General features: G+C 60.1%; 22 protein-coding genes. 15 read left to right on the forward strand and 7 right to left on the reverse strand.

Features of this window, described 5'->3' with window-relative positions; translation table 11 throughout:
* Positions 1-8: 8 nt before the first annotated feature.
* Positions 9-1,487 (reverse strand): amidophosphoribosyltransferase, encoded by a 1,479-nt coding sequence (gene purF, locus EP837_RS00595; RefSeq protein ID WP_066523716.1) that lies wholly within the window; start codon positions 1,485-1,487, stop codon positions 9-11.
* Between the two features lie 183 nt (positions 1,488-1,670).
* Between purF and ccmC the strand changes: the two genes are divergently transcribed.
* The 8 genes from ccmC to EP837_RS00630 all read left to right on the forward strand — a co-directional run bounded on the left by ccmC (position 1,671) and on the right by EP837_RS00630 (position 8,583).
* Positions 1,671-2,393 (forward strand): heme ABC transporter permease CcmC, encoded by a 723-nt coding sequence (gene ccmC / locus EP837_RS00600; RefSeq protein WP_066523718.1) that lies wholly within the window; start codon positions 1,671-1,673, stop codon positions 2,391-2,393.
* A gap of 4 nt (positions 2,394-2,397) precedes the next feature.
* A complete protein-coding gene (locus tag EP837_RS21845; protein ID WP_257784360.1) occupies positions 2,398-2,529 on the forward strand; it encodes a hypothetical protein in 132 nt (43 codons plus the stop codon).
* Positions 2,526-2,972, forward strand: coding sequence for a cytochrome c maturation protein CcmE (gene ccmE, locus EP837_RS00605; protein ID WP_066523720.1), 447 nt, complete (start codon positions 2,526-2,528; stop codon positions 2,970-2,972). The genes EP837_RS21845 and ccmE overlap by 4 nt, the downstream gene beginning before the upstream one ends.
* A 46-nt stretch (positions 2,973-3,018) precedes the next feature.
* Positions 3,019-4,950, forward strand: a complete 1,932-nt coding sequence (locus EP837_RS00610) for a heme lyase CcmF/NrfE family subunit (protein ID WP_066523722.1) — start codon at positions 3,019-3,021, stop codon at positions 4,948-4,950.
* Positions 4,947-5,474, forward strand: coding sequence for a redoxin family protein (locus tag EP837_RS00615; protein ID WP_066528417.1), 528 nt, complete (start codon positions 4,947-4,949; stop codon positions 5,472-5,474). The genes EP837_RS00610 and EP837_RS00615 overlap by 4 nt, the downstream gene beginning before the upstream one ends.
* Positions 5,471-5,881: a cytochrome c-type biogenesis protein gene (locus tag EP837_RS00620; protein ID WP_066523723.1), complete on the forward strand. Its 411-nt coding sequence runs from the start codon at positions 5,471-5,473 to the stop codon at positions 5,879-5,881. Before EP837_RS00615 ends, EP837_RS00620 begins: the two co-directional genes overlap by 4 nt.
* Positions 5,878-6,513, forward strand: coding sequence for a tetratricopeptide repeat protein (locus EP837_RS00625; protein ID WP_066523726.1), 636 nt, complete (start codon positions 5,878-5,880; stop codon positions 6,511-6,513). Before EP837_RS00620 ends, EP837_RS00625 begins: the two co-directional genes overlap by 4 nt.
* Before the next feature lie 141 nt (positions 6,514-6,654).
* Positions 6,655-8,583 (forward strand): potassium transporter Kup, encoded by a 1,929-nt coding sequence (locus EP837_RS00630; RefSeq protein WP_066523728.1) that lies wholly within the window; start codon positions 6,655-6,657, stop codon positions 8,581-8,583.
* Between the two features lie 61 nt (positions 8,584-8,644).
* On the opposite strand, the gene EP837_RS00635 is transcribed toward EP837_RS00630, so the two are convergent.
* Positions 8,645-9,109 carry an Hsp20 family protein gene (locus tag EP837_RS00635; protein ID WP_066528420.1) on the reverse strand — a complete coding sequence of 155 codons (465 nt, stop codon included), beginning with the start codon at positions 9,107-9,109 and terminating at the stop codon, positions 8,645-8,647.
* 455 nt (positions 9,110-9,564) lie between these two features.
* Between EP837_RS00635 and EP837_RS00640 the strand changes: the two genes are divergently transcribed.
* A complete protein-coding gene (locus EP837_RS00640; protein WP_066523733.1) occupies positions 9,565-10,815 on the forward strand; it encodes a lipoprotein-releasing ABC transporter permease subunit in 1,251 nt (416 codons plus the stop codon).
* Positions 10,808-11,497, forward strand: a complete 690-nt coding sequence (locus tag EP837_RS00645; protein WP_066523735.1) for an ABC transporter ATP-binding protein — start codon at positions 10,808-10,810, stop codon at positions 11,495-11,497. The genes EP837_RS00640 and EP837_RS00645 overlap by 8 nt, the downstream gene beginning before the upstream one ends.
* Here EP837_RS00645 and EP837_RS00650 read toward each other — a convergent pair.
* Complete coding sequence (locus EP837_RS00650) at positions 11,483-13,291, reverse strand: diguanylate cyclase (protein ID WP_066523736.1); 1,809 nt, start codon at positions 13,289-13,291, stop codon at positions 11,483-11,485. The two genes, EP837_RS00645 and EP837_RS00650, sit on opposite strands and share 15 nt — an antisense overlap.
* Positions 13,292-13,481: 190 nt before the next feature.
* On the opposite strand from EP837_RS00650, the gene dnaE reads away from it, so the two are divergent.
* Positions 13,482-17,024, forward strand: a complete 3,543-nt coding sequence (gene dnaE / locus EP837_RS00655) for a DNA polymerase III subunit alpha (protein WP_066523737.1) — start codon at positions 13,482-13,484, stop codon at positions 17,022-17,024.
* A 1-nt stretch (position 17,025) separates the two neighbouring features.
* Here the strand turns inward: dnaE and EP837_RS00660 are convergent, their stop codons facing one another.
* From EP837_RS00660 to EP837_RS00675, 4 genes are read right to left on the reverse strand one after another with little or no spacing between them, the layout of a single operon-like run.
* A complete protein-coding gene (locus EP837_RS00660) occupies positions 17,026-18,093 on the reverse strand; it encodes a PA0069 family radical SAM protein (protein WP_066523739.1) in 1,068 nt (355 codons plus the stop codon).
* Between the two features lie 44 nt (positions 18,094-18,137).
* Complete coding sequence (gene moaB / locus EP837_RS00665) at positions 18,138-18,665, reverse strand: molybdenum cofactor biosynthesis protein B (protein ID WP_066523741.1); 528 nt, start codon at positions 18,663-18,665, stop codon at positions 18,138-18,140.
* Complete coding sequence (locus EP837_RS00670) at positions 18,665-20,452, reverse strand: lytic transglycosylase domain-containing protein (protein ID WP_066523743.1); 1,788 nt, start codon at positions 20,450-20,452, stop codon at positions 18,665-18,667. Before EP837_RS00670 ends, moaB begins: the two co-directional genes overlap by 1 nt.
* Positions 20,449-21,159 carry a uracil-DNA glycosylase family protein gene (locus EP837_RS00675; RefSeq protein WP_066523745.1) on the reverse strand — a complete coding sequence of 237 codons (711 nt, stop codon included), beginning with the start codon at positions 21,157-21,159 and terminating at the stop codon, positions 20,449-20,451. The genes EP837_RS00670 and EP837_RS00675 overlap by 4 nt, the downstream gene beginning before the upstream one ends.
* 141 nt (positions 21,160-21,300) lie before the next feature.
* On the opposite strand from EP837_RS00675, the gene EP837_RS00680 reads away from it, so the two are divergent.
* Genes EP837_RS00680 through EP837_RS00695 form a run of 4 tightly spaced genes read left to right on the forward strand, consistent with a single transcriptional unit; the run spans position 21,301 to position 26,170 of the window.
* Positions 21,301-22,953 carry an electron transfer flavoprotein-ubiquinone oxidoreductase gene (locus EP837_RS00680; protein ID WP_066523747.1) on the forward strand — a complete coding sequence of 551 codons (1,653 nt, stop codon included), beginning with the start codon at positions 21,301-21,303 and terminating at the stop codon, positions 22,951-22,953.
* Positions 22,954-22,969: 16 nt separating this feature from the next.
* Positions 22,970-24,601 (forward strand): tetratricopeptide repeat protein, encoded by a 1,632-nt coding sequence (locus tag EP837_RS00685; RefSeq protein ID WP_225870559.1) that lies wholly within the window; start codon positions 22,970-22,972, stop codon positions 24,599-24,601.
* Positions 24,588-25,457: a 4-(cytidine 5'-diphospho)-2-C-methyl-D-erythritol kinase gene (locus tag EP837_RS00690; RefSeq protein ID WP_066523749.1), complete on the forward strand. Its 870-nt coding sequence runs from the start codon at positions 24,588-24,590 to the stop codon at positions 25,455-25,457. Before EP837_RS00685 ends, EP837_RS00690 begins: the two co-directional genes overlap by 14 nt.
* Positions 25,454-26,170 (forward strand): N-formylglutamate amidohydrolase, encoded by a 717-nt coding sequence (locus tag EP837_RS00695; protein WP_066523751.1) that lies wholly within the window; start codon positions 25,454-25,456, stop codon positions 26,168-26,170. Before EP837_RS00690 ends, EP837_RS00695 begins: the two co-directional genes overlap by 4 nt.
* The last annotated feature ends 14 nt before the right edge of the window (positions 26,171-26,184 follow it).

A 26,184-nucleotide genomic window follows, 5' to 3' on the forward strand; every position in this document is an offset into this window, starting at 1 on the left:
ATGAAGGATCAGACGACCCGCTCTGCCAGCAGTTCGAGCTGGTTCTGAACGACGACTTCGTCCTGATCGGTGAGCGTGGTCGGGTAGTCGCCCGTGAAGCAGGCGTCGCAATATTGCGGCCGAATGTCAGCCCGCTTCGCTTCTCCAAGCGCCTTGTAAAGCCCGTCGATCGAGATGAAAGACAGGCTGTCGGCATGGATAAAATCCTGCATCCCGCCGATGTCCAAGCGATGCGCCAGCAGCTTGGTGCGCTCCGGGGTATCGACGCCATAGAAGCAGCTGTGCCGGGTTGGCGGGCTAGCGATGCGCATATGCACTTCCTTTGCCCCAGCCTCGCGCATCATCTGAACGATTTTGAGACTCGTGGTCCCACGCACGATCGAATCGTCTATAAGGACAACCCGCTTGCCATCGATAAGCGCACGGTTGGCATTATGCTTGAGCTTCACCCCGAGGTGGCGGACCTTGTCGCCCGGCTGGATGAAGGTGCGGCCGATATAGTGCGACCGGATTATCCCCAATTCAAATGGGATACCGGACTGTTGGGCATAGCCGATCGCCGCGGGCACGCCGCTGTCGGGGACTGGAATGACCAAATCGGCATCCACAGGGTTTTCGACCGCCAACTGTGCACCGATTGCTTTGCGAACCGAATAGACGCTCGACCCATCGACTATTGAATCAGGGCGGCTGAAATAGACATGTTCAAAGATGCAGGGGCGGGGGTGCACTTCGCCGAATGGCCGGTGGCTACGAACCTGGCCATCATGAGTCACAATGACCAGTTCGCCGGGCTCGATCGAACGCAAATGCTCTGCGCCTACGACATCGAAAGCCACCGTTTCGGAAGCGAAGATGATGGAGTCTCCGAGTTTACCCATGACCAGCGGCCGAATGCCTAGCGGATCGCGGCATGCAATCATGCCTTCAGGCGTCGTGACAATAAGAGAATAGGCGCCTTCGACCTGCTTTAGGGCATCGATGAATTTGTCCAGCAGCGTCCGGTATGTGGAGGTTGCCACCAGATGGATGATGACCTCCGTATCGGACGTCGATTGGAAGATGGACCCGCGGCGAATAAGCTCGCGGCGCAGCTTCATCGCATTGGAAATATTGCCATTATGCGCGATGGCGAAGCCACCCGAATTGAGTTCGGCATAAAGCGGCTGCACGTTACGAAGCGAGGTTTCGCCGGTGGTGGAATAGCGGACATGGCCGACCGCTGTATCGCCGGGGAGCCCGCGAATCACTTCGTCGCGGTCGAAATTGCCTGCCACATGACCCATCGCTCGATGGGTATGGAAATCATGGCCGTCCCAGCTGGTAATACCCGCGGCTTCCTGTCCGCGATGTTGGAGCGCATGAAGGCCAAGCGCCACGATCGCCGAAGCGGTTTCGGCTTGAATGACCCCGAAAATGCCGCATTCTTCACGCAGCTTGTCGTCGTCGAACGGATTTGTCGTAAACATGGGTGCGAGCGGATCCATAGCCGATGCTGTACGCCTCAATTGGGCTGCTGCGCGCGCATATAGTGGTTCGATTGCGATTTGTCGCCTGCTAGTAACAAAAAAGCCTGCTCAGCTGTGTAAAGGGCGGGATTTTTCTGCGTCGGCAGGAGCAAAAAGGGCTACTGGCTTTGCGAGCGAGGCGCGGCTAAAGAGCCTGTCCAAATGCACCGCTTCGCCAATCCTGCCCGCTTCCTCAAGATCGCTCGGCCGCTCACTGTCTGGCTTTTCTGGCCCGGCCTCGCGCTGCTTGTGGCGGGAGCGACCTGTGGCCTGTTCATGACGCCCGCCGATTACCTTCAAGGCGAGACGGTCCGGATATTGTATATCCATGTGCCTGCGGCATGGCTGGGCATGGCCGGGTGGGCGGGCATCGCTATCGCGGCACTTATGCAGTTGGTCTGGCGGCACCCGCTTGCAGCCGTCGCGGGACGGGCGATTGCGGCGCCAGGAGCATTGTTCACTGCAATCTGCCTTGCCACAGGATCAATCTGGGGGCGCCCTACGTGGGGAACGTGGTGGGAATGGGATGGCCGTATGACGTCCATGCTTGTGCTCTTGTTCCTGTATCTTGGATATATTGCGCTCGGCAATGCGAGCGCTCGTCAGGGGCAGGGTGGGGTGAGTCCCGTTACGGCCATTTTTGGGCTCGTCGGAGCGGTGAACATACCGATTATCAATCGTTCCGTCGTGTGGTGGAACAGCCTGCATCAGGGACCCAGCATCACTTTAAGCGGTTCGAGTATCGATGTGTCGCTGCTTTGGCCGCTTGGCTTCACGCTTACAGGATTTTCGCTGCTGTTCGGCGCCATCGTCCTGATGCGGATGCGAACGATATTGGCCCGTAACAAGGTGGAAGCGCGCATGCAGCGGCTGGCGCGAGGATAGCGGCATGAACCAATGGGCCTTTGTGATCGGCGCCTATGCACTCACCTTTCTGGGCACGGCCGCGCTGTGCCTGTTTTGCTGGCGGTCCATGCGGAGCGCGGAAATGGCCGCGCAAAAATTGTCGGATAAGTCATGAAGGCCAAGCATCAACGTCTGATACTGGCCTTGGTCGCTTTGCTCGCCCTGATTGGTGCAGGTCTGCTCGCGGCATCCGCGCTGCGCGACGAAGCAGCCTATTTCTACGCGCCCGCCGATGTCCGCACCAAGGGTGTGGAGCCTGGTAAGGCCATTCGCCTGGGGGGCATGGTGGTTAGAGGCAGTTTAAAGCGCGCGGCAGACGGTGTGACTATCCATTTTGATGTAACCGATGGCCAAGCGACGGTTCCAGCGATCTTCAAGGGTATAGCGCCCGACCTCTTTCGCGAAGGATCGGGCGTGGTCGCAGAAGGCTCGTTCGACACCTCAGGCACTTTTGTCGCCACCAACCTGCTGGCCAAGCATGATGAGCGCTACATGCCCCGTGAACTGGAAGGCATGCGCTATAATGAGAAGACACATGAAATGAAGGCCGATCGGTGAACATGATCCATTCGGTAACCAATCGGGAAATATTCGGGGAGGGCGCATGATCGCGGAAGCCGGCTTAGCCGCGCTATGGTTGGCCGCCGCGCTGGCGCTGCTTCAATTGATGTTGTCGGGTCTTGGCCTTGCTGGAGACAAGCCGGAGCTATTAGGGGCCGTCCGTCCCATAGCTGTCGCGCAGGGTTTGCTGACCGCAATCGCATTTGTGTCGTTGATTACGCTCTTCATGCGGTCCGACATGTCGGTGTTGCTGGTTGCCACCAACAGCCATTCGATGAAGCCTTGGCTCTATAAGTTCGCGGGAACCTGGGGCAACCACGAAGGGTCGATGCTGCTCTGGGTGACCGTCATGGGGGTCGCTGGTGCGGCTGTGGCCTTATTTGAGCGGGCGCTGCGACGCGAGACGCATATGGCGACGCTCGGCGGACAGGCCGCTATCAGCCTCGGCTTCTATGCTTTCCTGCTATTCGCCTCCAATCCGTTCGCCCGGATCAATCCGCCGGCGGCGGACGGTCAGGGGCTCAATCCACTCCTGCAAGACCCCGGTCTTGCCTTCCACCCGCCCACTCTATATCTTGGCTATGTCGGCCTCTCCGTCGCGTTCTCTTTTGCCATTGGGGCTTTGCTCACGCGGCAGGTAGATGCGGCTTTCGCGCGCGCCATGCGGCCTTGGGTGCTGGCTGCCTGGATACTCCTGACGTTAGGGATCACTGCGGGGAGCTACTGGGCTTATTATGAGCTAGGCTGGGGCGGCTGGTGGTTCTGGGACCCTGTGGAAAACGCCTCGCTAATGCCTTGGCTTGCCGCCACGGCGCTGCTGCATAGTGTGACGGTTCTCGCGACCCGCGACGCGCTCAGGGCCTGGACCGTGATGCTGGCTGTGATCGCCTTCTCCATGTCGATGGTCGGGACCTTCCTCGTCAGGTCGGGCATATTGACCAGCGTTCATGCATTCGCCGTCGATCCGGAGCGTGGCACCTTCATTCTTGTGCTGCTTGGTGTCTATATCGGTGGGGCGCTCGCGCTGTTCGGTTGGCGCGTCGGTGCCGTTCGAGAAGGTGCGCCTTTTGAGCTCGTCAGCCGCGAGACGATGTTGGTTGTCAATAATTTGCTGCTTTCGGTCATTCTCGGCCTTGTCCTCATCGGCACTCTCTATCCGCTGTTGACCGAAGCTTTCGGGCATAAAGTGTCTGTGGGCGCCCCCTATTTCGATCGGATCGCCGGGCCGGTTGCCCTCATCCTGATGATCGTCATGGCGGCGGGGCCTCTTACGCGCTGGCGCCGGGACCGGTTCGGAGAGGTGTCCCGCCGCCTGATCGCCCCTGCAGTGATCGCCTTGCTCGTTGTTGCCGGCCTAGCGATGCTCGTCTGGGGAAGGATTGGCGTCCTGCCTTTCCTTGGGCTGGTCATCGCCTTGGCGGTAGGCGCAGCAAGTGTCGCGCCCCTGTGGAAGCGAAATCTGCGTCGCACCCCCATTTTTACCTGGGGCATGGTGATCGCACATTTAGGATGTGCCGTCAGCCTTGCTGGCATGGCGAGTGATTCCGCCTTCACGGTAGAGAAGCTTGCGGCCGTGCGACCCGGTGACATCGTCGAAGCGGCCGATTGGAAGCTGCGCCTCCTTCAGATTTCGCCGATAGCTGGGGATAATTGGACAGCCTTGCAGGCGGACATGGAGGTCAGCCGCAATGGCGGACCGCCCGTGATATTGCATCCTCAATCGCGCTTCTTCGCATCGCCGCCGACCACCACGACTGAAGCGGCCCTCCTCACGCGCTGGAATGGCCAACTCTATGTCGTTCTGGGTCAGGAGGCGGATCAGGGCCGCTGGCAGCTTCGTATATGGTGGAAACCCTTCGTGACGCTCATTTGGCTGGGTGGAGGATTGATCGCCCTGGGCGGTGCATTGGCATTGCTGGGCCGTGAGCGGCGGGGCTGGCTTATCAAGTGGCGGGGAAGGGCCGCCACGGCATGAGGAAGCTGCTGATCTGGCTACCCCTCGCGCTCTTTGCGGGTTTTTTCATATTGTTCGCGAGTGGCCTCCTCAAACCCGACGATAGGGTCATCACGTCGAAACTAGTCGGCAAGACGCTTCCGGTTTTCACTTTGCCAGCGGCAGCAAGTGATCGGCCCCCACTGGCGAGTACGCAGTTGGCGACAGGAAGGCCCCGCCTCCTGAACATATTCGCCAGTTGGTGCGTCCCCTGCGCCGCCGAGGCGCCGCAGCTCATGGCGCTGAAAGAGGCGGGAGTGGAAATCGACGCCATCGCGATCCGCGACGCACGACCGGATGTCGATCGTTTTCTGCAGCGTTACGGCAATCCCTATTCGCGCATCGGACTGGATGCGCGCAGCAGTGTCCAGATCGCGATCGGCTCGTCCGGCGTTCCGGAGAGTTTCATCATCGATGGCAGGGGGCGAATTGCTTATCAGCATATAGGCGACATACGCGCCGACGACCTGCCGATGATCTTGCAGCGCCTGAGGGATACACGATGAAGACGTTGCTGGCCTTGTTCGCGTTGCTATTCAGCACGGCGGTATCGGCGCAGTCGGCGCTTCCACCTGCCCCTTATGCCGATCGGCAGATCAGCGATCCCGCGCTTGAGCGCAAGGCGAAAGCTTTGATGGAGACCATTCGCTGCCTCACCTGTCAGAGTCAGTCGATCGCTGACAGCAATGCGAGCCTTGCAGGAGATATGCGTTCCCAGATCAGGGAGCGGATAATGGCTGGCGAAGAACCCGAACATATTCGGACATGGCTGATCGAGCGCTACGGCGATTGGGTAAGCTATGAGCCCACCGCTGATCCCGTCCTGTGGCCTTTGTGGGGCGCACCATTGCTGCTGATCGGCCTTGGCCTGCTGTTGCTGCGTGGCCGTATCAAGCGAGGAAAGCGGTCATGACGGGATGGATCATCGCGGTAGGACTGTCGATCGTCCTGATGGCGGCGTTGGTTGCCGTTGGCCGGATTCCTCGCTCGGCATGGGAAATCACGGCAGCTGCGTTGCTGCTGGGCCTTGCCGGCTATGCTTGGCAAGGGAATCCCGGATTGGCTGGGGCACCGAAAGAAGCCGGCGCCGCCAAGGCCTTACAGTTCGACGAGCAACTTGCCGAGCAGCGTCGCGGCATGGCGGAACGCTACGGCCAAGCGGGCCAGTGGCTCATGCTTTCAGACGGACTTGGCAGACAGGGCAAGACTAAAGAAGCGGCGAATGTACTACGCGCCGGATTGAAGCAGTCGCCGAATGACGCGAACCTCTGGTTAGGGCTAGGGAACGCGCTTGTGGCCCATGCTGATGGAGTTGTGTCGCCCGGTGCGGACTTTGCATATCGCCGGGCTATGGCGATCGATCCCGAGGCGCCTGCGCCCCGCTACTTCTACGGACTGGCCCTCGTTCGGGCAGGCCAGCTGCAAGCGGCCAAAGAGCTTTGGGCGCCTTTGGCTGCGAGCGCGCCGGAAGGATCGAAGATCAAGGCGGAACTGGACCTCAATATCGCGCGTATCGACGCGATGTTGGCTGCGGGTCCGCAGTAAGCGCCTTGAAACAGTGCTCCATCATTTGCGCTGCTCAATCAGGCGTGATAGGGCGCGGCGTTTTTCGGGGGCGAGCGAGACAATCTCGCAGGCTGCCTTGGCTCGGGTGTCGGACGATCATGACCATTCGGCGTTTCCTTCATGGCTGATCAATTGGTGAGCGGTGCAACGCATGCTGATGAGGAAGACGGCCAAGGACACAGCCATGCGGGACAGAAGGCGACCCTGAAGCTCGTCGTCGGCGCAATCGGGATTGTGTTCGGCGACATCGGCACCAGCCCGCTCTACGCTTTCCGCGAAACCTTCGCTGGGCATCATCACCTCGCGCTAGACCCGGACCATATTCTGGGCGTGATCAGCCTGATGTTCTGGTCGATGATGTTGGTAGTGACACTGAAATATGTCACCATCATCATGCGTGCCGATAACAAGGGAGAGGGAGGCAGCCTTGCTCTCCTCGCGCTGATCAACGGTCAGACGAAGACGCAGCGTTGGTCTCGTGGCATCGTCCTACTCGGCGTTTTTGCAACATCGCTCTTCTACGGCGATTCCATGATCACCCCGGCAGTGTCGGTTTTGTCGGCTGTCGAAGGGCTAGCCGTTTATAATTCAGCGCTCGCCCCCGCCATCCTTCCTGCAGCAGTCATAATTCTTGTGGGCCTGTTCTGGATACAGGGTCTGGGCACCACCCGCGTGGCGTCGCTTTTCGGCCCGATCATGCTGATCTATTTCGTCACGATCGCGACGCTCGGCGTTATCAGCATCATTAAGACGCCTGGGATTCTCTACGCCTTCAACCCTTATTGGGCCGTCATGTTTTTTGTGACTGACCCTTTGCCCGCTTTCCTAGCGCTAGGCGCAGTCGTGCTTGCTGTTACGGGCGCCGAAGCGCTTTATGCGGATATGGGGCATTTCGGCCGCAGCCCCATACGCGTGTCCTGGCTTTCCTTCGTGCTGCCAGCCCTAATGATGAACTATATGGGGCAGGGGGCCTTGCTGTTCCGTGAGGGCGCCGCAGCGCTACACAGTCCCTTCTATCATCTGGCTCCACAATGGGCGCAACTGCCGCTTATCGCTCTTGCCACCTTGGCAGCGATCATCGCCAGCCAAGCGGTGATATCAGGCGCATTTTCGGTCACTCAGCAGGCGATCCAACTGGGCTTCATGCCGCGCCTGCGCATCGCTCATACCAGCGCTTCGACGGCAGGCCAGATTTACATTCCCCTGATAAACTGGGGACTGATGGTGATGGTAATCCTGCTCGTTCTGGTGTTCCAGACATCGTCAAACCTGACCGCTGCCTACGGCATCGCGGTGACCGGCGCCATGTTCATCGACAATTTGCTCCTGACGGTGCTGCTCTATCGGCTGTGGAAATGGCGCTGGTATTATTCCGCGCCATTGCTGGCCGTCTTCTTCCTTGTCGATGGAGCTTACCTCGCCGCGAATTTTACGAAGGTTCCGGACGGTGGCTGGTTCCCGCTCTTGATCGGCTTTGTGGTTTTCACCTTGCTGACGACATGGTCACGCGGGCGCCGGTTGGTTCAGGATCGGCTTCGCGAGGCTGCCATGCCGATCCCGGTGTTCGTCGCTTCGGCCGCCAATAGTGCGGTGCGCGTACCCGGCACTGCGGTGTTCATGACGTCAACCTCGAACGGTGTGCCCCATGCGCTGCTCCATAACCTGAAGCACAACAAGGTGCTGCATGAGCGCGTGATTCTGTTGACCGTAAAAATCCGGGATGTGCCGGTCGTCGAAGAGGACGGCCGCTGCAAGCTGGAGGACCTAGGCAGAGGATTCTTCCGTCTGATCCTGCAATATGGCTTCATGCAGGAGCCAGATGTGCCCGCTGCGCTCAAGAATGTTACCGGCTGCGGTCAAGCATTCAGGATGATGGAAACCAGCTTCTTCCTGGCGCGCCAGACTCTGCTGCCTTCTGCCAAGCCTGGCATGCCGCTGTGGCGGGAAAAGATCTTCGCCTGGATGCTGCGTAACGCGGAAAGCGCGATGGAATTTTTCCGCTTGCCGACGAATCGCGTGGTGGAGTTGGGGAGCCAAGTCGAAATTTGACTTGCAAAAAAGGGCGCGGCCCACTGACCGCGCCCCGATTTCGTCTTTCAATATCAAGCAATCAGGCGGCGTCGCGATCGCTGCTGATCTCCACAAGCTGACCGCCATTGATCGCGATCTTCTTGGGTTTCATGGCTTCCGGGATTTCGCGGACCAGATCAACTATCAGCAAGCCATCCGCAAGATCGGCCTTTTCCACCCGCACAAAGTCAGCCAACTCAAAGCGCCGTTCAAAGCTGCGATTGGCGATACCCACATGCAGGAATTTGGAACGGTCCGAGCTAGCGCTGTCGTCTTTGCGTCCAACAACTTGGAGCAAGTTCTGCTGAGCGGTAATGTCGATTTCGTCAGGACGGAAACCGGCCACTGCCAGCGTTACACGGTAGCGATCCTCCGAAAGGCGCTCGATATTGAAAGGAGGATAGTTGTCGCCCTGCTGCAACCGAGCGTTATTTTCGATCAGGTCGAAAAGACGGTCAAAGCCGACGGTTGAGCGACGATAGGGGGTAAGATCAAAACCACGCATGTCATAATCTCCATCAGAGCAAAATGAACGTGCCGAACCCGAAAAGGCATCCGGCGATACGGTGCTTGGCCCCATAAGGCGGCCGAGCGTCGTTGATATGGTTGGAATGAAGACGGATTCAAGTGGACGAGAGCGGAATCAAAAGTGCCCGGACCGCGTTCCCACGATCCGGGCACTAATGGACGATTGCTCGTCTCCCCCTTGGCCTGCCTCGACCGCTTCTTAGCCCCCTAAGCTCGAAGCGGGATGCAGTATCCCTGAACCACGGCCATTAACCTGTGCTTCGCTGACTTTGCTATGGCTCCAGCAGGCTGCTGTCACGGCCTATTTCCGCAGCGGAAACTTTTCCCTCCGACCCTGTGGCTGAGGTGCAACAATCCGCAACGCTTGCCGTTGGATGAGACCCTGCTAGACGGGCAGGACTTAGTCCCACGTAAAAGGCCGTCTGCGCCATCATGATCTTATCTCGATACGAACGTATGATCGCCAAGCGCTATCTGCTGCCTGGCAAAGGCGAAGGATTCATCTTCCTGGTAGCAGGGATCAGCTTGGCAGCCGTGATGCTGGGGGTTGCGGCTCTCATCATCGTGATGAGCGTCATGAATGGATTTCGGGCGGAATTGTTCGACAAGATTGTTGGCCTGAACGGCCATGCCGTCGTCCAGGGCTATGGCGGGAGGCTGCCGGACTGGCGGTCCATCCTAAAGGAAGCGCAGGCGACGCCGGGTGTGACAAGCGCAACACCGTTGATCGAACAGCCGCTTCTCGGCAGCTTCCAGGGCCGTGTGGAGGCTGTGCTGGTCCGCGGCATGACGGTGAAGGACATCCGCAACAATTCAACGCTGAAAGCCAAGGTGCTTGCCGGAAGCTTGGATGACCTGACAGCTAATGGCGGCAAGGTTGGCATTGGATCGCGATTGGCTGAAAATCTCGGGCTCCGGCTTGGCGATAGTATCACGATCATCAACCCGGCTGGCAGATCGACGCCGTTCGGCACGGTCCCCCGGCAGGTTTCTTACCAAGTGGCGGCGATCTTCGAAGTCGGCGTTTATGATTATGACAAGGCCTTCGTCGTTATGCCAATGGAGGACGCGCAGACCTTGTTGTTGCTGGGCGATGTTGTTGGCATGATCGAGGTGGAAACGGTCGATGCAGATCAGGTGGGCGCAATATTGCAGCCTTTGGCAGGCAAAGTAGCTGGTCGCGCCGTCGTGACGGACTGGCGCCAGATGAACGCTTCCTTGTTCGAGGCGTTAGCCGTCGAGCGTGTCGCCATGTTCGTGGTGCTTTCGATCATCGTCCTTGTCGCGGTTTTCAACATCCTGTCCTCACTTATCATGCTGGTGCGGGCGAAGACACGGGACATTGCGATCCTGCGAACAATGGGCGCTAGCCGCGCCGGACTGGTCAAAATCTTCATGACCGTTGGTGTAACTATTGGTTCGCTTGGGATGGCGGCGGGAATGGTGCTGGGCTTCACATTCCTCTTCTTCCGCCAGAGCGTCGTGAACGCGATCCAGTTCCTTACTGGGCAGAATCTGTGGGATCCCTCGATCCGTTTCTTGACCGAATTGCCCGCCAAGCCTGACCCGATCGAAATCTCGATCATATGCCTTATGGCTTTGATCTTCAGTTTCCTGGCAACGCTTTATCCTGCCTTCAAGGCTGCCAATACTGATCCCGTCCAGGTGCTGCGTTATGAATGATATTCTGAAGGTCGCGGGCCTTAAACGTAGCTTCACCCAGGGTGGGGTGACAATCGAGGTTTTGCGCGGCGTCGATCTGACGGTGGGTGAAGGGGAGATCGTCGCGCTCCTCGGCCCATCAGGTTCGGGAAAATCGACGCTTCTACAGGCTGTCGGGCTGCTTGAAGGCGGCTTTGACGGATCGATACGCATCGATGGTCAGGAGGCGGCGCGCCTCGACAATGACGGCCGAACCCGGTTGCGCAGGGACGCGCTGGGGTTCGTCTATCAATTTCATCACCTGCTGCCAGACTTCAATGCTGCGGAGAACGTCATTCTGCCGCAGGTCATCCGCGACACGGACATGAATAAGGCGCGCTTGAGGGCGGAGTCGCTTCTTACGTCACTTGGCCTTGGCCACCGCCTTGATCATCGGCCAAGCCAGCTTTCCGGTGGCGAGCAGCAGCGCGTCGCTGTCGCCAGAGCCTTGGCCAACAGGCCAGCTCTTATTCTGGCCGATGAGCCTACAGGCAATCTGGACGAGCGGACCGCCGACATCGTTCTTGCAGAGTTTCTGCGGCTTGTGCGGGAGGAAGGATCGGCGGCCTTGGTCGCCACCCATAACGAACGGCTTGCGGAAAAAATGGACCGCGTGGTGCGGCTGCATGAGGGCTTCCTGGAAGAGGCGTCAGACCCGCGCTGACATTTCATCGCGAACTGTAGCTACCACAATCTGATCGCGTCCCTGCGCCTTCGCTCGAAGGAGAGCCGCGTCGGCGGTCTGAACCAACGTTTTAGGCTGGCCATGGTCCGGATATACCGCGAGACCGAAGGATGCGGTTATTGGGCCAAGCTCTTGGTGCCCATATTCCACGCGTAATTTCTGAATGCGATTTTGAACCTGCTGCGCACGGGCGAAAGCCTGATCTAGGGAGAAGCCCGGCATTAGCAGCACGAATTCTTCGCCTCCCAAGCGAAAGGCATAGCCGTCTTCACGGAGTGCTTCATCCAGCACTCCGCCTACAGCCTTCAGCACCGCATCTCCTGCGTCATGCCCATGTGCGTCATTGAAGCGTTTGAAATGATCGATATCCGCCATGAGACATGCGAGGGGAGAATGGTTACGGCTGCTGAGCGAAACCTCTTCCTCGATCGTCATGTCGAAGCGCCGCCGGTTCGCCAGACCCGTGAGCACGTCCACCATGGCCATCTCGCGCAATGCATCACGAAGCCGCAGGTTGGCAAGCGCCAAGCCGATATTTTCGGCCAGCATCTCCAGATATTTTTCGGTTCTCTCAATCTGATCGGCAATGATGTTTTCGGGCTTTTCGAAATAGAGCAGGCCGATGGTTTCGCCCTGCGCCGACAAGGGGATGCATATGGTCCCGACGCCAGACGGTTCCCCCAGATGATCACAGGGGATGTCGATCATGTTGCCGGCAGGGCGATGGATTTGACCGCGACGCAACGCCCAACAGGCGGAAGGGGGAAATTCTTCTTTCGATTGGACGGGCGATAGCCAGTCACATGCCTGGCGCATGGCATTGCGGCGGGCATCATGAATATAGAGCCGTCCGGCGAAACCCGGTGCGATTTCAGGAGCGAACCACCGGACCACATCGACAAGATCGGAACTACTGTCACACCCCTGAAGCCGCTGCGTCATTCGCGACAGAAGGTCCCGCATGATCCGATCCGCGTCCCGCTCCTTTTCCAGCCTCTGCCGTTCCAATCCATTCTCGCGGAAAATACGGATGGCCTGAGCCATGTCGCCAATCTCATCGACATGGGAAAATTCGGGTGGAATGGCGGCGAAGTCCTGGGCGGCCAAGCGCGTCACCACATCGCTCAGGCGAACCACCGGGTGCAAAATGCGCTGTTTGAGAATGAAATAGAGAACACAGAGAAAGAGCAGTGCAGTAGCGCCCAGCATGATTTCAGACATAGTTCGCCACTGACGGGCGGTTGCAGTAGCGCGGGCGATCGCGGCCTCGGTACGTTGATCGAGCATATACTGGAATTTGCCGATCTGAGCCGCAATACGGTCCAGTTCCCGGCCATACTCATCACCGAACAAGATGGTCCGCGCGGCGTCTCGATTGCCATCCGTGACGGCGCGTATCGCGGCTTCCTGTTCGTCGGTGAGTGCGTCTGCCCAATGCAGAGCATCGCGGAGCGCGGCAAGTTCGCCTTCCGTTGCGCCGGCATCCTGCAACAGTCTGATGCGATGCTCGATGGAACGAAGCGCCGCTTTCTCGCGGCGGTAGGCGATCACATGAGTCGGATCGGCCGTTATAGAAAAGGTCCTCGCCTGTTCGGTCTGCCGATAACTATCTTCGAGGAGAGTGGCGGTCAGCTGATCGAAACGCGCCCTTTGCTCAACGGCTGCGCGTTCAACCCTCTCCGCGCCCGACGCCATCAGCATTGTCGTGCCGGAGGCAAGTGTCAGCAGTACGGTTGCCCCATAAGCCCAGTTGGTGATCGTCGATAAACGCATACGCCGTCACCTAGGCGTGAGAAGTTGGAGATTGTTTAATGGCATGAAAAGCCAATCCAAAACGGCGATCGAACCACACCGGCCGAAAGGCCCGGAGCGCTGAGATTAGCGGCAGCGTCACCAGCGCTTATCCACAGCATTCCGCAGGAAGGGCTGGCGTCGAATCGCCTGTGCGGCCTATCACTGCGCCATGCCTCATGCCGGTTTCGTCCCTCTCCGCATTTTTTCCTCTTTCACCATGTTGGAAGGTGCGATCGAGCCCAAGAAGATCGCGAAACAGGCGCGGGCCCTGGGCTTTCCTGCGGCGGCGATCACTGACCGTAACGGGCTCTATGGCTCGATGGCCTTTTCGGACGCCTGCAAGAGCGAAGGGGTTCAGCCGATCATCGGTGCGATGGTCGGCATCTTGCGGCCGGGACGCCCCGCTAATGCGGCTCCGGTGCATGATTGGATCGCGCTCTACGCTCAGGACCAGATTGGATATGACAATCTTTGCGAGCTGGTCTCGCTTGCTCACCTCGATCGCCCGGTTGAAGAAGTTCCGCATGTCTCGCTCGACGCGCTGGAAGGCCGGACGGATGGCCTGATTGCCCTTACGGCAGGTGCCGAAGGGGCGCTCGCTCGCTTGTTCGCGGAGGATCAGCCCGCCGCGGCGCTGGATTATGCCACTGGGCTGGAGGCGCTTTTCCCCGACCGGCTGTATGTTGAGATTTGCCGCAGGCTGGACCCCATTGAAGGGAAAGCAGAGGCCGAACTGCTGGACCTTGCCTACAGCCGTGAATTGCCGCTGGTCGCCACCAATCCAACCTGCTTTGCCGAGCCCCACTTCCACCAGGCGCATGACGTCATGCTCTGCATTGCAGACGGCGCTTATGTCGAAACGCCCGACCGCCGGACCAGTTCGCCCGATGCATGGATGAAGCCGGCGGCGGAAATGAAGCGGCTGTTCGAGGATCTTCCCGAGGCCCTCGCAAACACGCTTCTGGTTGCGCAACGATGCGCCGTGGCCGCGCCAAAACGTAAGCCCATCCTGCCAAGCCTAGCTGGTGACATCGAAGGCGAAGCAAAGATGTTGCGTGAACAGGCGGTGGAAGGACTTGAGGCGCGTTTGGCAAAGGCGGCTATTGTCGATGACGAAGCCCGCAAACCCTATTTCGATCGGCTCCAATTCGAGACCGATATTATCATACAGATGGGCTTCCCCGGCTACTTCCTGATCGTTGCCGATTTCATTAAATGGGCCAAGGAACAAGACATACCCGTGGGACCCGGCCGCGGTTCTGGCGCAGGTTCTGTCGTCGCCTGGGCGCTGACGATCACCGATCTCGATCCGCTGCAACTGGGGCTTCTGTTTGAGCGCTTTCTCAATCCCGAGCGCGTCTCCATGCCCGACTTCGACATCGACTTCTGCGAAACGCGGCGGGGCGAGGTGATCCGCTATGTTCAGCAGAAATATGGCGTGGATCATGTCGCTCAGATCATCACCTTCGGTAAGCTGAAGGCGCGAGCGGTGCTGAAGGACACAGGTCGCGTGCTACAAATGAGCTATGGCCAAGTCGATCGCCTCGCCAAGCTGGTGCCAAACCATCCGACGGATCCCTGGACGCTGGAACGATCGCTGAACGGCGTTGTCGAGTTCAAGGCCGAATATGACAATGACGCTCAGGTGAAGCGCCTGATCGATTATGCCATGAAGCTGGAGGGCTTCCCCCGCCATAGCTCGACACACGCCGCGGGTGTGGTGATTGGCGATCGTCCGCTGTCGCAGCTCGTGCCTCTCTATCGCGACCCGCGCTCGGACATGCCCGTGACGCAATTCGACATGAAATATGTCGAGGGCGCTGGCCTCGTAAAATTTGACTTTCTCGGCCTTAAAACCTTGTCAGTCCTGCAGAAAGCGGTCCAACTGCTCGCGGGGCGCGGCGTTGAGGTTGATCTCAGCAGCCTGGGTTGGGACGACCCGGCGGTTTATGAATTGCTCCAGCGTGGCGACACGGTTGGCGTGTTTCAGTTGGAATCGGAAGGCATGCGCAAGACGCTTGCCGCCGTTCGTCCGACCAATTTCGGCGACATCATTGCGCTCGTTTCGCTGTACCGGCCCGGTCCGATGGACAATATTCCTATGTTCGGCCGTCGTAAAAACGGGCAGGAAGAGATTGAATATCCCCATATTCTGCTGAAGCCGATCCTCGAAGAAACCTACGGCATCTTCGTCTATCAGGAACAGGTGATGCAGGCAGCGCAGATCCTGGCGGGCTATTCGCTGGGGGACGCCGACCTTCTCCGCCGCGCGATGGGCAAGAAGATCAAGGCGGAAATGGACGCGCAGAGGGCGCGGTTTGTCGATGGCTGCGCAAAGAGCGACATTCCGGCCGCCAAAGCCAACGAACTGTTCGACTTGATCGATAAATTTGCAGGCTACGGCTTCAACAAGTCGCACGCGGCAGCCTATGCACTACTCGCCTACCAGACGGCATGGCTTAAGGCGCATTATCCGGCTGAATTTTATGCCGCCTCGATGGCCTTTGACATACATTTGACGGACAAGCTGACCGTCTTCGTTGACGACATGCGGCGTATGGGTCTTAGCTGTCTTGCGCCTGACATCAATCGCAGCCTTGCCGATTTTTCCGTAGAGCCGGTCGAGCATGACGGAGAGGATAACCGGTTGGGTTTCGCGGTGCGCTATGCCTTGGGTGGGCTCAAGGGCGTGGGCGAAAAGGCGATGGAGCAGCTCGTTGCTGAACGAGACGCTGGAGGACCATTCAAGTCGCTCGACGATTTTGCGGACAGGATCGAACCACGCCTGCTCAACCGCCGACAGCTTGAAAGCTTGGCTGCGGCAGGAGCATTTGACGGCATTCACGCCGACAGGGCAGGCGTTCATGCTGCAGCAGATATGATCCTGAGCGTCGCCGCCAGCGCCGCCGAGGCGCGGGAGAGCGGACAGGGCGGTTTGTTTGGCGATGTGGAAACGCCGCATGCCGATGTCCGCATTCCGCCGCACCAGACCTGGTCAACAGCTGACCGCATGGCGCAGGAGAAGGATGCGTTCGGCTTCTATTTCTCGGCCCACCCGGTTGATCGTTATCGGCATCTGGCTGAAGCGCGGGGGGCAAAAAGCTATGGAGCCATCTGTTCCGAGCCGGTCGCAGAGGGTGGGCGCGCCAATGCGGTCATGGCCGCAATGGTCGAGGAAGTACGTTGGCGGGAAACTCGGCGCGGTGCGCGCTACGCTGCGGCGACCTTCTCGGATAGCAGCGGTCAGTTTCAGGCTAGCTGCTTTGAGGAAGACGCTTGCAAGGCGATCGAGGCGATGGCGCGCGAAGGTGACTGCGCATTGCTGATGGTGGAACTGGATCGCATGCCAGGCGAGGAAAACCCCCGGGTTACGATACGAAGCGTTGAGCAGTTTCACCAGCTTGCCAGTGCCTCGCGCATGGAACTAGTCGTTGACGCTCAGGACACTGCCGCCGTCGAGGCGTTGGCCGAATTGCTGCTGAACGCCAAGGGCGGGCGGAGCGAGGTATTTTTGCGCGCGCCGATCGCCGGAGGCAAGGCGGCGCGGTTGTTTGTGGGGGATGATTATCTGATTGGCGCCGACCAGGTGGACGCCATCGCACTGATCCCTGGCATCGTTATCCATCGCTTCGAGCGGATGGAACCGAAAGCAGACGGCTATCGCGCGCGCAGCCGGCGGTCCGGGTTCAGGCTTGTTGCGGCTACCGCTTAAATCAAAAAAGTTGAAGCTGTCGCCCTTGCGGGCGGCGGAACAGGTCGGTTCGGAGAGTTAGTCGCTCGCCGGAGAAACCTGCTCGCTTCCGTGCTTTGATGAAGCGCGTTCGGATCAGGTCGGCCCAGACTCCTTGACCGCGCATTCGGGTGCCGAAATTCGGATCATTATCGCGACCACCCCTGATTTCATGAAGGATATGCATGATACGCGCGGATCTGTCGGGGTAATGTTCCTGTAGCCAGGCGCGGAAGAGGGGGGCGACTTCGTGGGGGAGGCGGATAGGAATGAACGTGGCGTCGCGGGCGCCGGCTGAGGCGACCGTTTCGATAATGGATTCGATCTCGTGATCAGTGATCGCTGGAATGATCGGCGATATGCTGGCGACAACGGGAACGCCTGCGGATGCCAACTGGCGGATGGCCTCGACGCGCCGGAGGGGATGGGCGGCGCGTGGTTCCAAGGTGCGCGCAACTTTCGGGTCCAATGTGGTGACCGACACCATGACCGCGACAAGGCGATCGCGGGCCAATCGGGTAAGCAGGTCGATGTCGCGCAGGACCCGGTCTGACTTCGTCGTTATGAAGAGAGGGTGGCCACATTCTACAAGTATTTCAATGCATTGTCGCGTAATCTTCCAATCTTTTTCTATCGGCTGATAGGGATCGGTGTTCGTTCCCATGGCGATGGGAGAGACATTATATGATGGCTTTGACAGTTCTGCTCTCAGCAGAGCCGGCGCATCGGGCTTCGCGAACAATCGTGTTTCAAAATCCAACCCAGGCGACAGGTCGTGATAGGCGTGGGTGGGCCGAGCAAAGCAGTAGATGCAGCCATGCTCGCAGCCCCGATAGGCGTTGATAGATTGTGTGAAGGAGAGGTCGGGGGACTTGTTGCGGCTGATGATGGTCCGCGGACGCTCTACGGTTACTTCTGTTCGGCGGCGCGGCTTTGCGCCATCGACCAGTTCCAGTGCATCGAGCCAGTCGCCGTCCGCGATATGTTCGGCAAGATTGAACCGGCGGCTTTCGCCGTTCAGCGTTGCGCCTCGTCCCTTCTCCGTAGCCATGAGGGATTAGAACATAAAGAGAACGCACGTGCAAGTGCGCTGTATCAACGCTCCATCAGACGGGGCATCAGTTCGACGAAATTACAGGGACGAAAGCGGCTGTCGAGCTGGCTGGAGAGGATGCCGTCCCACGCATCCTTGACTGCGCCGGTCGATCCGGGAAGCGCGAATATATAGGTGCCGCGCGCAACGCAGGCGGTGGCGCGGGACTGGATGGTGGAGGTGCCGATGGTCTGATAGCTGAGCCAGCGGAACAGCTCGCCGAAGCCGGGGATTTCTTTGTCCTGTACCTGTGCAAGCGCTTCTGGCGTCACGTCCCGCCCTGTGACCCCGGTGCCTCCGGTTGTGATGACGCAGTCGATCTGCGGGTCGTCGATCCAGCTGTGAAGGCGCGCAACGATCGCCGAGCAGTCATCCCGTTCGATGTGGCGCGTAGCCAATATGTGACCGGCGCTTTTTATCCGTTCAGCGAGTATGTCGCCCGATCGGTCTTCCGCCAGGCCGCGGGTGTCTGACACAGTGAGAAGCGCGATGCGTACCGGCAAAAATGGCCGGCCTTCATCGATCGGCATCAGTCGGAGCCGCCAGCAATGCTAGGCGCCGCCAAATTCCCCTTTTGCGTCAGGCGGACCATGCGCACGCCCTTGGCGGTGGGGAAGGCGGGCCACATGCCCTGCGCCATGCCGGTAAGGCATTCGGCGCTGCCCTTCGCCTGGATCTGATACATCCAGTAGTTGCGCATCACGGTGTTCACATAGGCCCGAGTTTCATAATAGGGCAGCGATTCGATGAAGAGCAGCGGGTCGCCATTGTCCTTCACTTCGCTGTTCCACCGTTCGACCGGAAGCGGCCCAGCATTATAGGCGGCCATGACCTTGGGCAGCAGCCCGCCGGTCGCGCTCATGTTGCGGAGATTTTCCAGATAGCGCTGGCCATATTCCATGTTGGTCGAGGGCACGAAAAGCTGTGCGGGGGACGCAAGTCCCATGTCGCTACCGGTGCCGGGTAGAACCTGCATCAGCCCGCGTGCGCCTGCGCTGCTAACCACATCGCTGCGAAAACCCGATTCCTGAAGCGTATGGGCGTAGATCAGCGCCGGATCGACGCGCCAGCCACCGTCCGGACGCCAATCAGGTGCAGGAAAGCGAGCGAAGCTGCCGGGTTGCTTGCCTGCAGGGCCATTATGGGCGAGCCAAAGCTGGGTTGCGGGCATGTTCAGCGCGTTCGCCAGCTTGAGCAGTGCATCATATTGACCTGCCCCACCGATGCGGGCCTGATGCCTTATAAACTGATCGGCCTTTGCTGTCTGGCCGATGGCGGCCATAGCGACGGCGGCGCGAACATTGGGGCTGTCCTTCAACTGCTGCCAGTCAGCCGAGCCGAAGCGCGACGTGACCTTGACGCCACCGACCGGCATCCCGAGCGTCTCGCGGGCGAGCAGACCATAGAAAGTTTCGTCTGAACGGGCTGCGGTCTTCAGCAGAGCTTCGACCTTTTCGGCCTGTCCGCAAACCATATAGGCGCGGGCGGCCCAATAGGCGCCTGCGGCGCGCATGTCGGCATTTCCGGCCATGGCGGCGACATTGGCGAAAGCAGGCGCAGCGGCGGTGCAATCATTCTGACGCCATGCGGCGAGGCCGGTCGTCCAGTGCGCCTGTACCGACCAATCGCCGCCCGCGCGCGTTTCGAGCGCCTTGGCGGCCATGCGGCGGGCGTTCGCGTCATCGCTTTCGATATAATAGGTCCAGGCGACACGCTGGCGCACCTCGGTCAGGCCCTCAGGAGTCAGGCCCATCTCACCTGTCGCAAGAAGCATTTCGGCGCCGGCAGGATCATCATTTTTGATGAAGGGGGTCATCTGCCCAACCAGCGCCTGAGCAGCCAGATCGGTCTTGGTAGTGGAGACATATTCGCGGCGGGGCGCGGAGCCGAGCCAGACCATCTTCTGCACCTGGGGCAGGATAGGCAGGATGGTCGCACCGCGCTTTTGCGCCATACGCGAAAGCTGATCGGCGCTGGGCAGCCAGGCCGACTTGTTGATGAGTTCCAGAAGGTCGAACAGCTCTACGCGCGGGGAATCCTTCGCAACATAAAGGTCCGAGAGGGCGACGGACCGGACAGGGTCCTGCGGATCGAGCGCCAGGATCATCGCCTTGGCTTCCGGCCATTGCTGACCCGACAGGGCGGCGAAAATGGCATTATACCGCGCCTTGTCTGCGTCATCGATCTGGAGTGGCGATCGTGCGCCGGGGGTCAAGGCGGCGGGAAAGGTGGTCGTATCCGCTTGGACGGGCAGGGCGGCGGCTGCGCCAACGGCGGCGAGGGCGAGGATGGATGATCGTGTAAGGGCGCGAATCACTTATGCATTTCCTCGACCAGGCGTTGCAAAGTCCTCCAACTTTCCACCTTCGCCGCAGGTTGTCCCAGCAACAGCCGCGGATGGAAAGTGGCAAGGGCAGGCACAATGCCGCCATCATGGTTAAAAAAGTGTAAATTATCCATTCCAGCCTTGTCTTGGACAGGAAGGAAGGTGCGGATCGTCCTGTCGCCCATAATCAACAGTCGATCGGGCGTAGCGAGCGAAACAAGGGTGCGCATGCGGTCCGCCGCGATGCTGAGGTCCGCCGCCTCCACCATGCCGCCTGGCGGGCGGGAGGAGAAGAGCGACGCGAGACAGATATTGTCGCGTGAAAGGCCGATCGCGGCCAGCATCGCGTCGAACAGGCGGCCAGCGCGATCCGCGAGCAATGATCCCGCTTCCATATCCGCAGGGTCCGGCATGTCGGTGATCACCATCAGCGGCGATTTGGTTTGCCCTTCCGGCAGGATCGGCACGCCGGGCCAGCGGCGTTCAGGCTGGTCGGGGGACTGGGCGAGCCATATTCTAAATTCTTCGAGTGTGGCGGGTCTTGCCTCTGCAGGCACTGCCGTAGGAGGCGAAGGCGAGAGACTGATTGCCGCCGGGCGCAGCCAGTTCACGGCTGCCTCATCGATCGCACAATCGACGCCTGCCATATCCCACCACGCCAGATAGGCGTTGGCGGCGGCCGCCATGTCTTCCTGCATTAATCCCCGCATCGATCTTCTAGGGCCAGAGGTTGACGCCGAGGTCAAGAATCTTCATCGGCAGCGAGTGGTAAATCGTTTGAGTAATGCGGCAGCCGGACAGGAGAGGGAAACCATCCGGTGCGCCGCGATGGAGGGACTATGAGCGAACGGGAATCGATGCCCTATGACATCGTCATCGTCGGCGGGGGACCGGCGGGGCTGTCCGCGGCGATCAGGCTGAAGCAACTGGCCAATGACGCAGGGCAGGAATTGGCCGTGTGCGTTCTGGAGAAGGGCTCGGAAATCGGCGCCCATATCCTGTCGGGCGCGGTCATCGATCCCAAGGCGCTGGACGAACTGTTGCCTGACTGGCGCGACATGGGCTGTTCGCTGGCAGATGTTCCGGTCCGCGACAATCAGCACTGGTTCCTGACGAAGCGCGGAAAGCTGCCCGTGCCGCATATTTCGACGCCGCGCTGGATGCATAACAAGGGCACCTACACCGGGTCGCTCGGCAATCTCTGCCGCTGGCTGGCCGAGCAGGCCGAAGGACTGGGGGTCGAGATCTTCCCGGGCTTTGCCGCCGCCGAAATCCTCTACAATGAGGATGGGTCGGTGAAGGGTGTCGCGACCGGGGACATGGGCATCGATCGCGAAGGCAATCGCAAGCCGGACTATCAGCCGGGCCTGGAACTGCACGCCAAATACACCTTCTTCGCCGAAGGTGCGCGCGGGCACCTGACCAAGATCCTGAAGCGCCAGTTCGATCTGGACAAGGATTGCGAGCCTCAGGTGTACGGCCTGGGCATGAAGGAATTGTGGGACATCGATCCCGCCAAGCACAAGCCGGGCCTCGTTATCCACACGCAGGGCTGGCCGCTGACGGATGCCTATGGCGGCGGGTTTCTTTACCACCAGGCCAATGGGCAAGTGGCCTTGGGCTTCGTCGTGGGCCTTGGCTACCGCAATCCCTATCTTTACCCGTTCGAGGAATTCCAGCGCTGGAAGCAGCACCCGGCGATCCGTGAATATCTGGAAGGCGGCCGCCGCGTGTCCTACGGCGCACGCGCGATCAACGAGGGTGGCTGGCAATCAGTCCCGAAGCTGGTTTTCCCCGGCGGCGCGCTGATCGGCTGCTCGGCGGGCTTCGTCAATGTGCCGCGCATCAAGGGCACGCATACCGCTATGAAGTCGGGCATGCTTGCCGCCGAGGCAGCGTTTGAGGCCATCCAGAATGAGCGCGCGCGCGATGTGCTGGACGATTACGACGCACGCCTGCGTTCCAGTTGGGTCGCTGACGAACTGACGCTGGTCAAGAATGCCGAGCCGTTGCTCGCCAAGTTCGGCAACACGATCGGCACGCTGCTCGCGGGCGTCGATATGTGGATGCGCACGCTGAAAATCGGCCTGCCCTTCACGATGAAACACAAGCCGGATTGCGAGAAGATCTGGCCCAAGGAAATCGGCCACAAGATCGATTATCCCAAGCCCGATGGAGTCGTCAGCTTCGACAGGCTGTCGTCGGTCTTCCTGTCGAACACCAATCATGAGGAGGATCAGCCGGTTCACCTGCAGCTGAAGGATCCGTCGATTCCGATCAGCTACAACCTGCCCCTTTATGACGAACCGGCGCAGCGCTATTGTCCTGCGGGCGTTTATGAAGTGGTTGGGCTGGAGGAAGGCAATCCTCGTTTCCAGATTAACGCGCAGAATTGCGTCCACTGCAAGACGTGCGACATCAAGGATCCGACGCAGAACATCAACTGGGTCGTGCCCGAAGGCGGTGGAGGCCCGAACTATCCCAACATGTAGGCGCCTGCTGCTGATCATGCTGCTGCCGATGCTGCCGGTCTTTCCGGCTGGCGCATCGGTGGACCGAACGAGCGCGCTGCATTCCTATGCGCGAGGAAGGCTGGCCGATAGCGATGGGGCGACGGCGATTGCGCTGCGCAACTATCGCGATGCGCAGGCTGCAGCACCGGCTAGCCTTGAAGTCGCCCGGCGCTCTTATCTACATAGCCTGATCAGCGGTGACATGCCGCTGGCGATTCGGTCGGCAAGGTTGCTCGACAGCAATGGCGTGCTGCCCAGGGACGGGACGCTGCTATTCCTGTGCGATGCGCTGATCCGCAAGGATTGGGGCGCGGCGCGGCAAGTGACCGACCGGATGGCGGCCGAGGGGAATTTCGGGTTCCTCGCACCGATCGTGCGCAGCTGGATTGCGCTGGGCGAGGGAAGGGTCGCGCCGCCTGCGATTGATCCGGCCAACCGTTATGCGTCCTTGGCCCGACGCTATATCGATGAACATGTGGCGCTGCAGGCGCTAGGGCGCGGAAAGTTGGTGGAGGCTGGTCCCGCGATCAATCGCGCGCTCGCGTTACGAACCGTGGACTTGCCAGAGCTCCGACTGACTTTCGCCGGACAGTTGGCTGCGCGAGGCGCGAGGGCGGAGGCGATCGCGCTGCTGATAGAGGGCCAAGCTGCTTATGCGCGGGCGCGCGCCGATGTGGCGCGTGGCCGCAGCGGTGGGACGGCAAGCGGCCCGCTAGCGCCCCGGCAGGGCTTTGCGCGACTGCTGGTGCGGCTGGCGGTGGACATTTCCTCCGACGATAGCACGCGTCTGCTAGGGATCAGGCTGGCCAGGATCGCGAGCTTCGCCAACCCGGAAGGGGCGGATGGCGCGTTGGCGCTGGCGCAGTTGCTGACCGACGCGGGCTATGCCGACCGTGGCGTGGCCGAAGCGCGGAAAGTTGCGACGGATGACTGGTTTGGTTCGCTAGGCCAGGCAGCGCTGGTCGATGCATTGGCCGCGTCGGGGAACCGAGCAGCGGCGATAGTGCTCGCTCGCTCGCTGGCGGAAGCGCCGGGCGCGGACTCCGAAAGGTTGGTACGGTTTGGGCAGTTGCTTGCGCAGGCGAAGGATTTTGGTGGTGCCGCCGACGCGTTCCGAAAGGCGGAAGGACGGTTCCCGGCAGACGCCGTGCCTTGGGCATTGCTGCTGTTTCAAGGGAGCGCGCTGGAGCAGGCGGGACGTTGGGATGAAGCGCGGGCAGTGCTGGAGCGCGCTGCGAAAATCGCGCCAGAAGAGCCCGCGGTGCTCAATTATTTGGGCTATGCTCAGGTCGAGCGGCGGAAAAATGTCGCCGCCGCGCTGGAGTTGTTGAAGAAGGCGAGCGCTCTCAAACCCGAAGACGCGTCAATCACGGATTCGCTTGGATGGGCGCAATTTATCACCGGCGATGTCGCAGCCGCTCTTCCAGTCTTGGAGCGTGCGGCAGAGGGTGCGCCTGCTGACGCTACGATCAACGAGCATCTGGGCGACGCGCTGTGGGCAGCAGGCCGCCGTTATGAGGCGCGCTATGCCTGGCGGGCGGCTGCGGTCTCCGCCGAGGGGCCCGCCGCCACGCGCCTGAACGCGAAGGCGAGAGAAGGGATGAAGCCTGAACATGCCGCTCCTTGACGCCGACATGCTGGTGGAAACGGCCTATGCGAAGGTGAACCTTGCCCTGCATGTCCGGGAGCGGCGGGCTGATGGTTATCACGCGCTGGAAAGCCTTTTCGTTTTCGCGCGTGATGGCGATTTGCTGACTGGCGAGGCGAGGGAGGACGGAAGCATCAGCTTGATGCTGGACGGACGCTTCGGGGCTGCGCTTGAGGCAGGCGAGGGCAATCTGGTGATGAAGGCGGCTCGCCTGCTGCAGGAGCGATTAGGCGAAAAGCGAGGCGCCGCGATCAGGTTGACGAAGAGCTTGCCGGTTGCCTCCGGCATCGGCGGAGGATCAGCGGATGCGGCAGCCGCGTTGCGGCTGCTCAACCGGCTGTGGGATGCGCAGCTGTCCACTCCCGAGTTGGAACGGCTCGGCTTGGCGCTCGGCTCTGACGTTCCCGCTTGCGTCAGCAGCGTCCCGCAGATGGTGCGCGGCCGGGGTGAGTTGCTGGAGCAGCGGGATGTGCAAGGATTGGCAGGGATGCCGATGCTGTTGGTCAATCCGGGCGTGGCACTATCGACGGCGCAGGTCTTCCAGGGTTGGGATCAGCAGGATCGAGGTCCGCTGGATGCTCATGGGCTGGAAGATATCATCGCCAAAGGGCGCAACGATCTGGAGCCTGCCGCGATCGAAGCGGCCCCGATAATAGCGGAAGTATTGGCGCTGCTGAGAGAACAAACAGGAGTCCGGTTCGCGCGCATGTCGGGATCTGGCGCGACTTGCTTTGCGCTGTTTGATGGGGTGGCCAGCAGGGGCGCGGCGGCTATGGCCCTCTGCGCGCTGAGGCCGGATTGGTGGATCATGGAAACGGAGATAGGCGGAGCGTGAGCGAGGCTTTCACTCAGATCAACTGCGGAGCGCTCGATCTGCTGATCATCGCCGACCATGCTTCGGCCCATGTGCCTGCCGATATCGACCTGGCTATCGATGCCGCATTGCTGACCAATCATATCGCCGTGGATATCGGGGTGGCGGAGGTCAGCCGCCTACTAGCTGAACAACTGGGATGTACGGCGATTTTGGGCGGCGTGTCCCGCCTGGTCATTGATTTGAACCGCGAGGATGACGCACCTGGCCTGCTTCCGGTGATGAGCGATGGCCATGTGATCCCCGGCAATCGCCAAGCGGACCTGGCAGAGCGGATGATCCGCTTCCACCATCCCTATCATCATCAGATCGGCCGGCTGTTGGACGGTATGACATCGCCCTTCATCCTGTCGGTGCATAGCTTTACGCCCAGCCTAGCAAGCGATCCTCATGCCGAGCGCCCGTGGGATATCGGCGTCCTGTATAATGGGGATGATCGCGCAGCCCGCATCGCCATTCCGTTGCTGTCGGAAGCGGGGCTGCTGGTCGGCGATCAATTGCCCTATTCGGGTAAGCTGCTCAATGCGACGATGAACCGCCATGCCGAAGCCAACGGTATCCCCTATCTCGGCATCGAGATGCGGCAGGATCTGGTGGCGGACGCCGACGGGCAGCGCCGCTTCGCCAGTATAATAGGCCCGATCGTGCTACAATGCCGCAATAGCCTTGCGTGACTCGTCCCTTTTTG

This window comes from Sphingobium sp. EP60837, from assembly GCF_001658005.1.
Taxonomy (GTDB): domain Bacteria; phylum Pseudomonadota; class Alphaproteobacteria; order Sphingomonadales; family Sphingomonadaceae; genus Sphingobium; species Sphingobium tyrosinilyticum.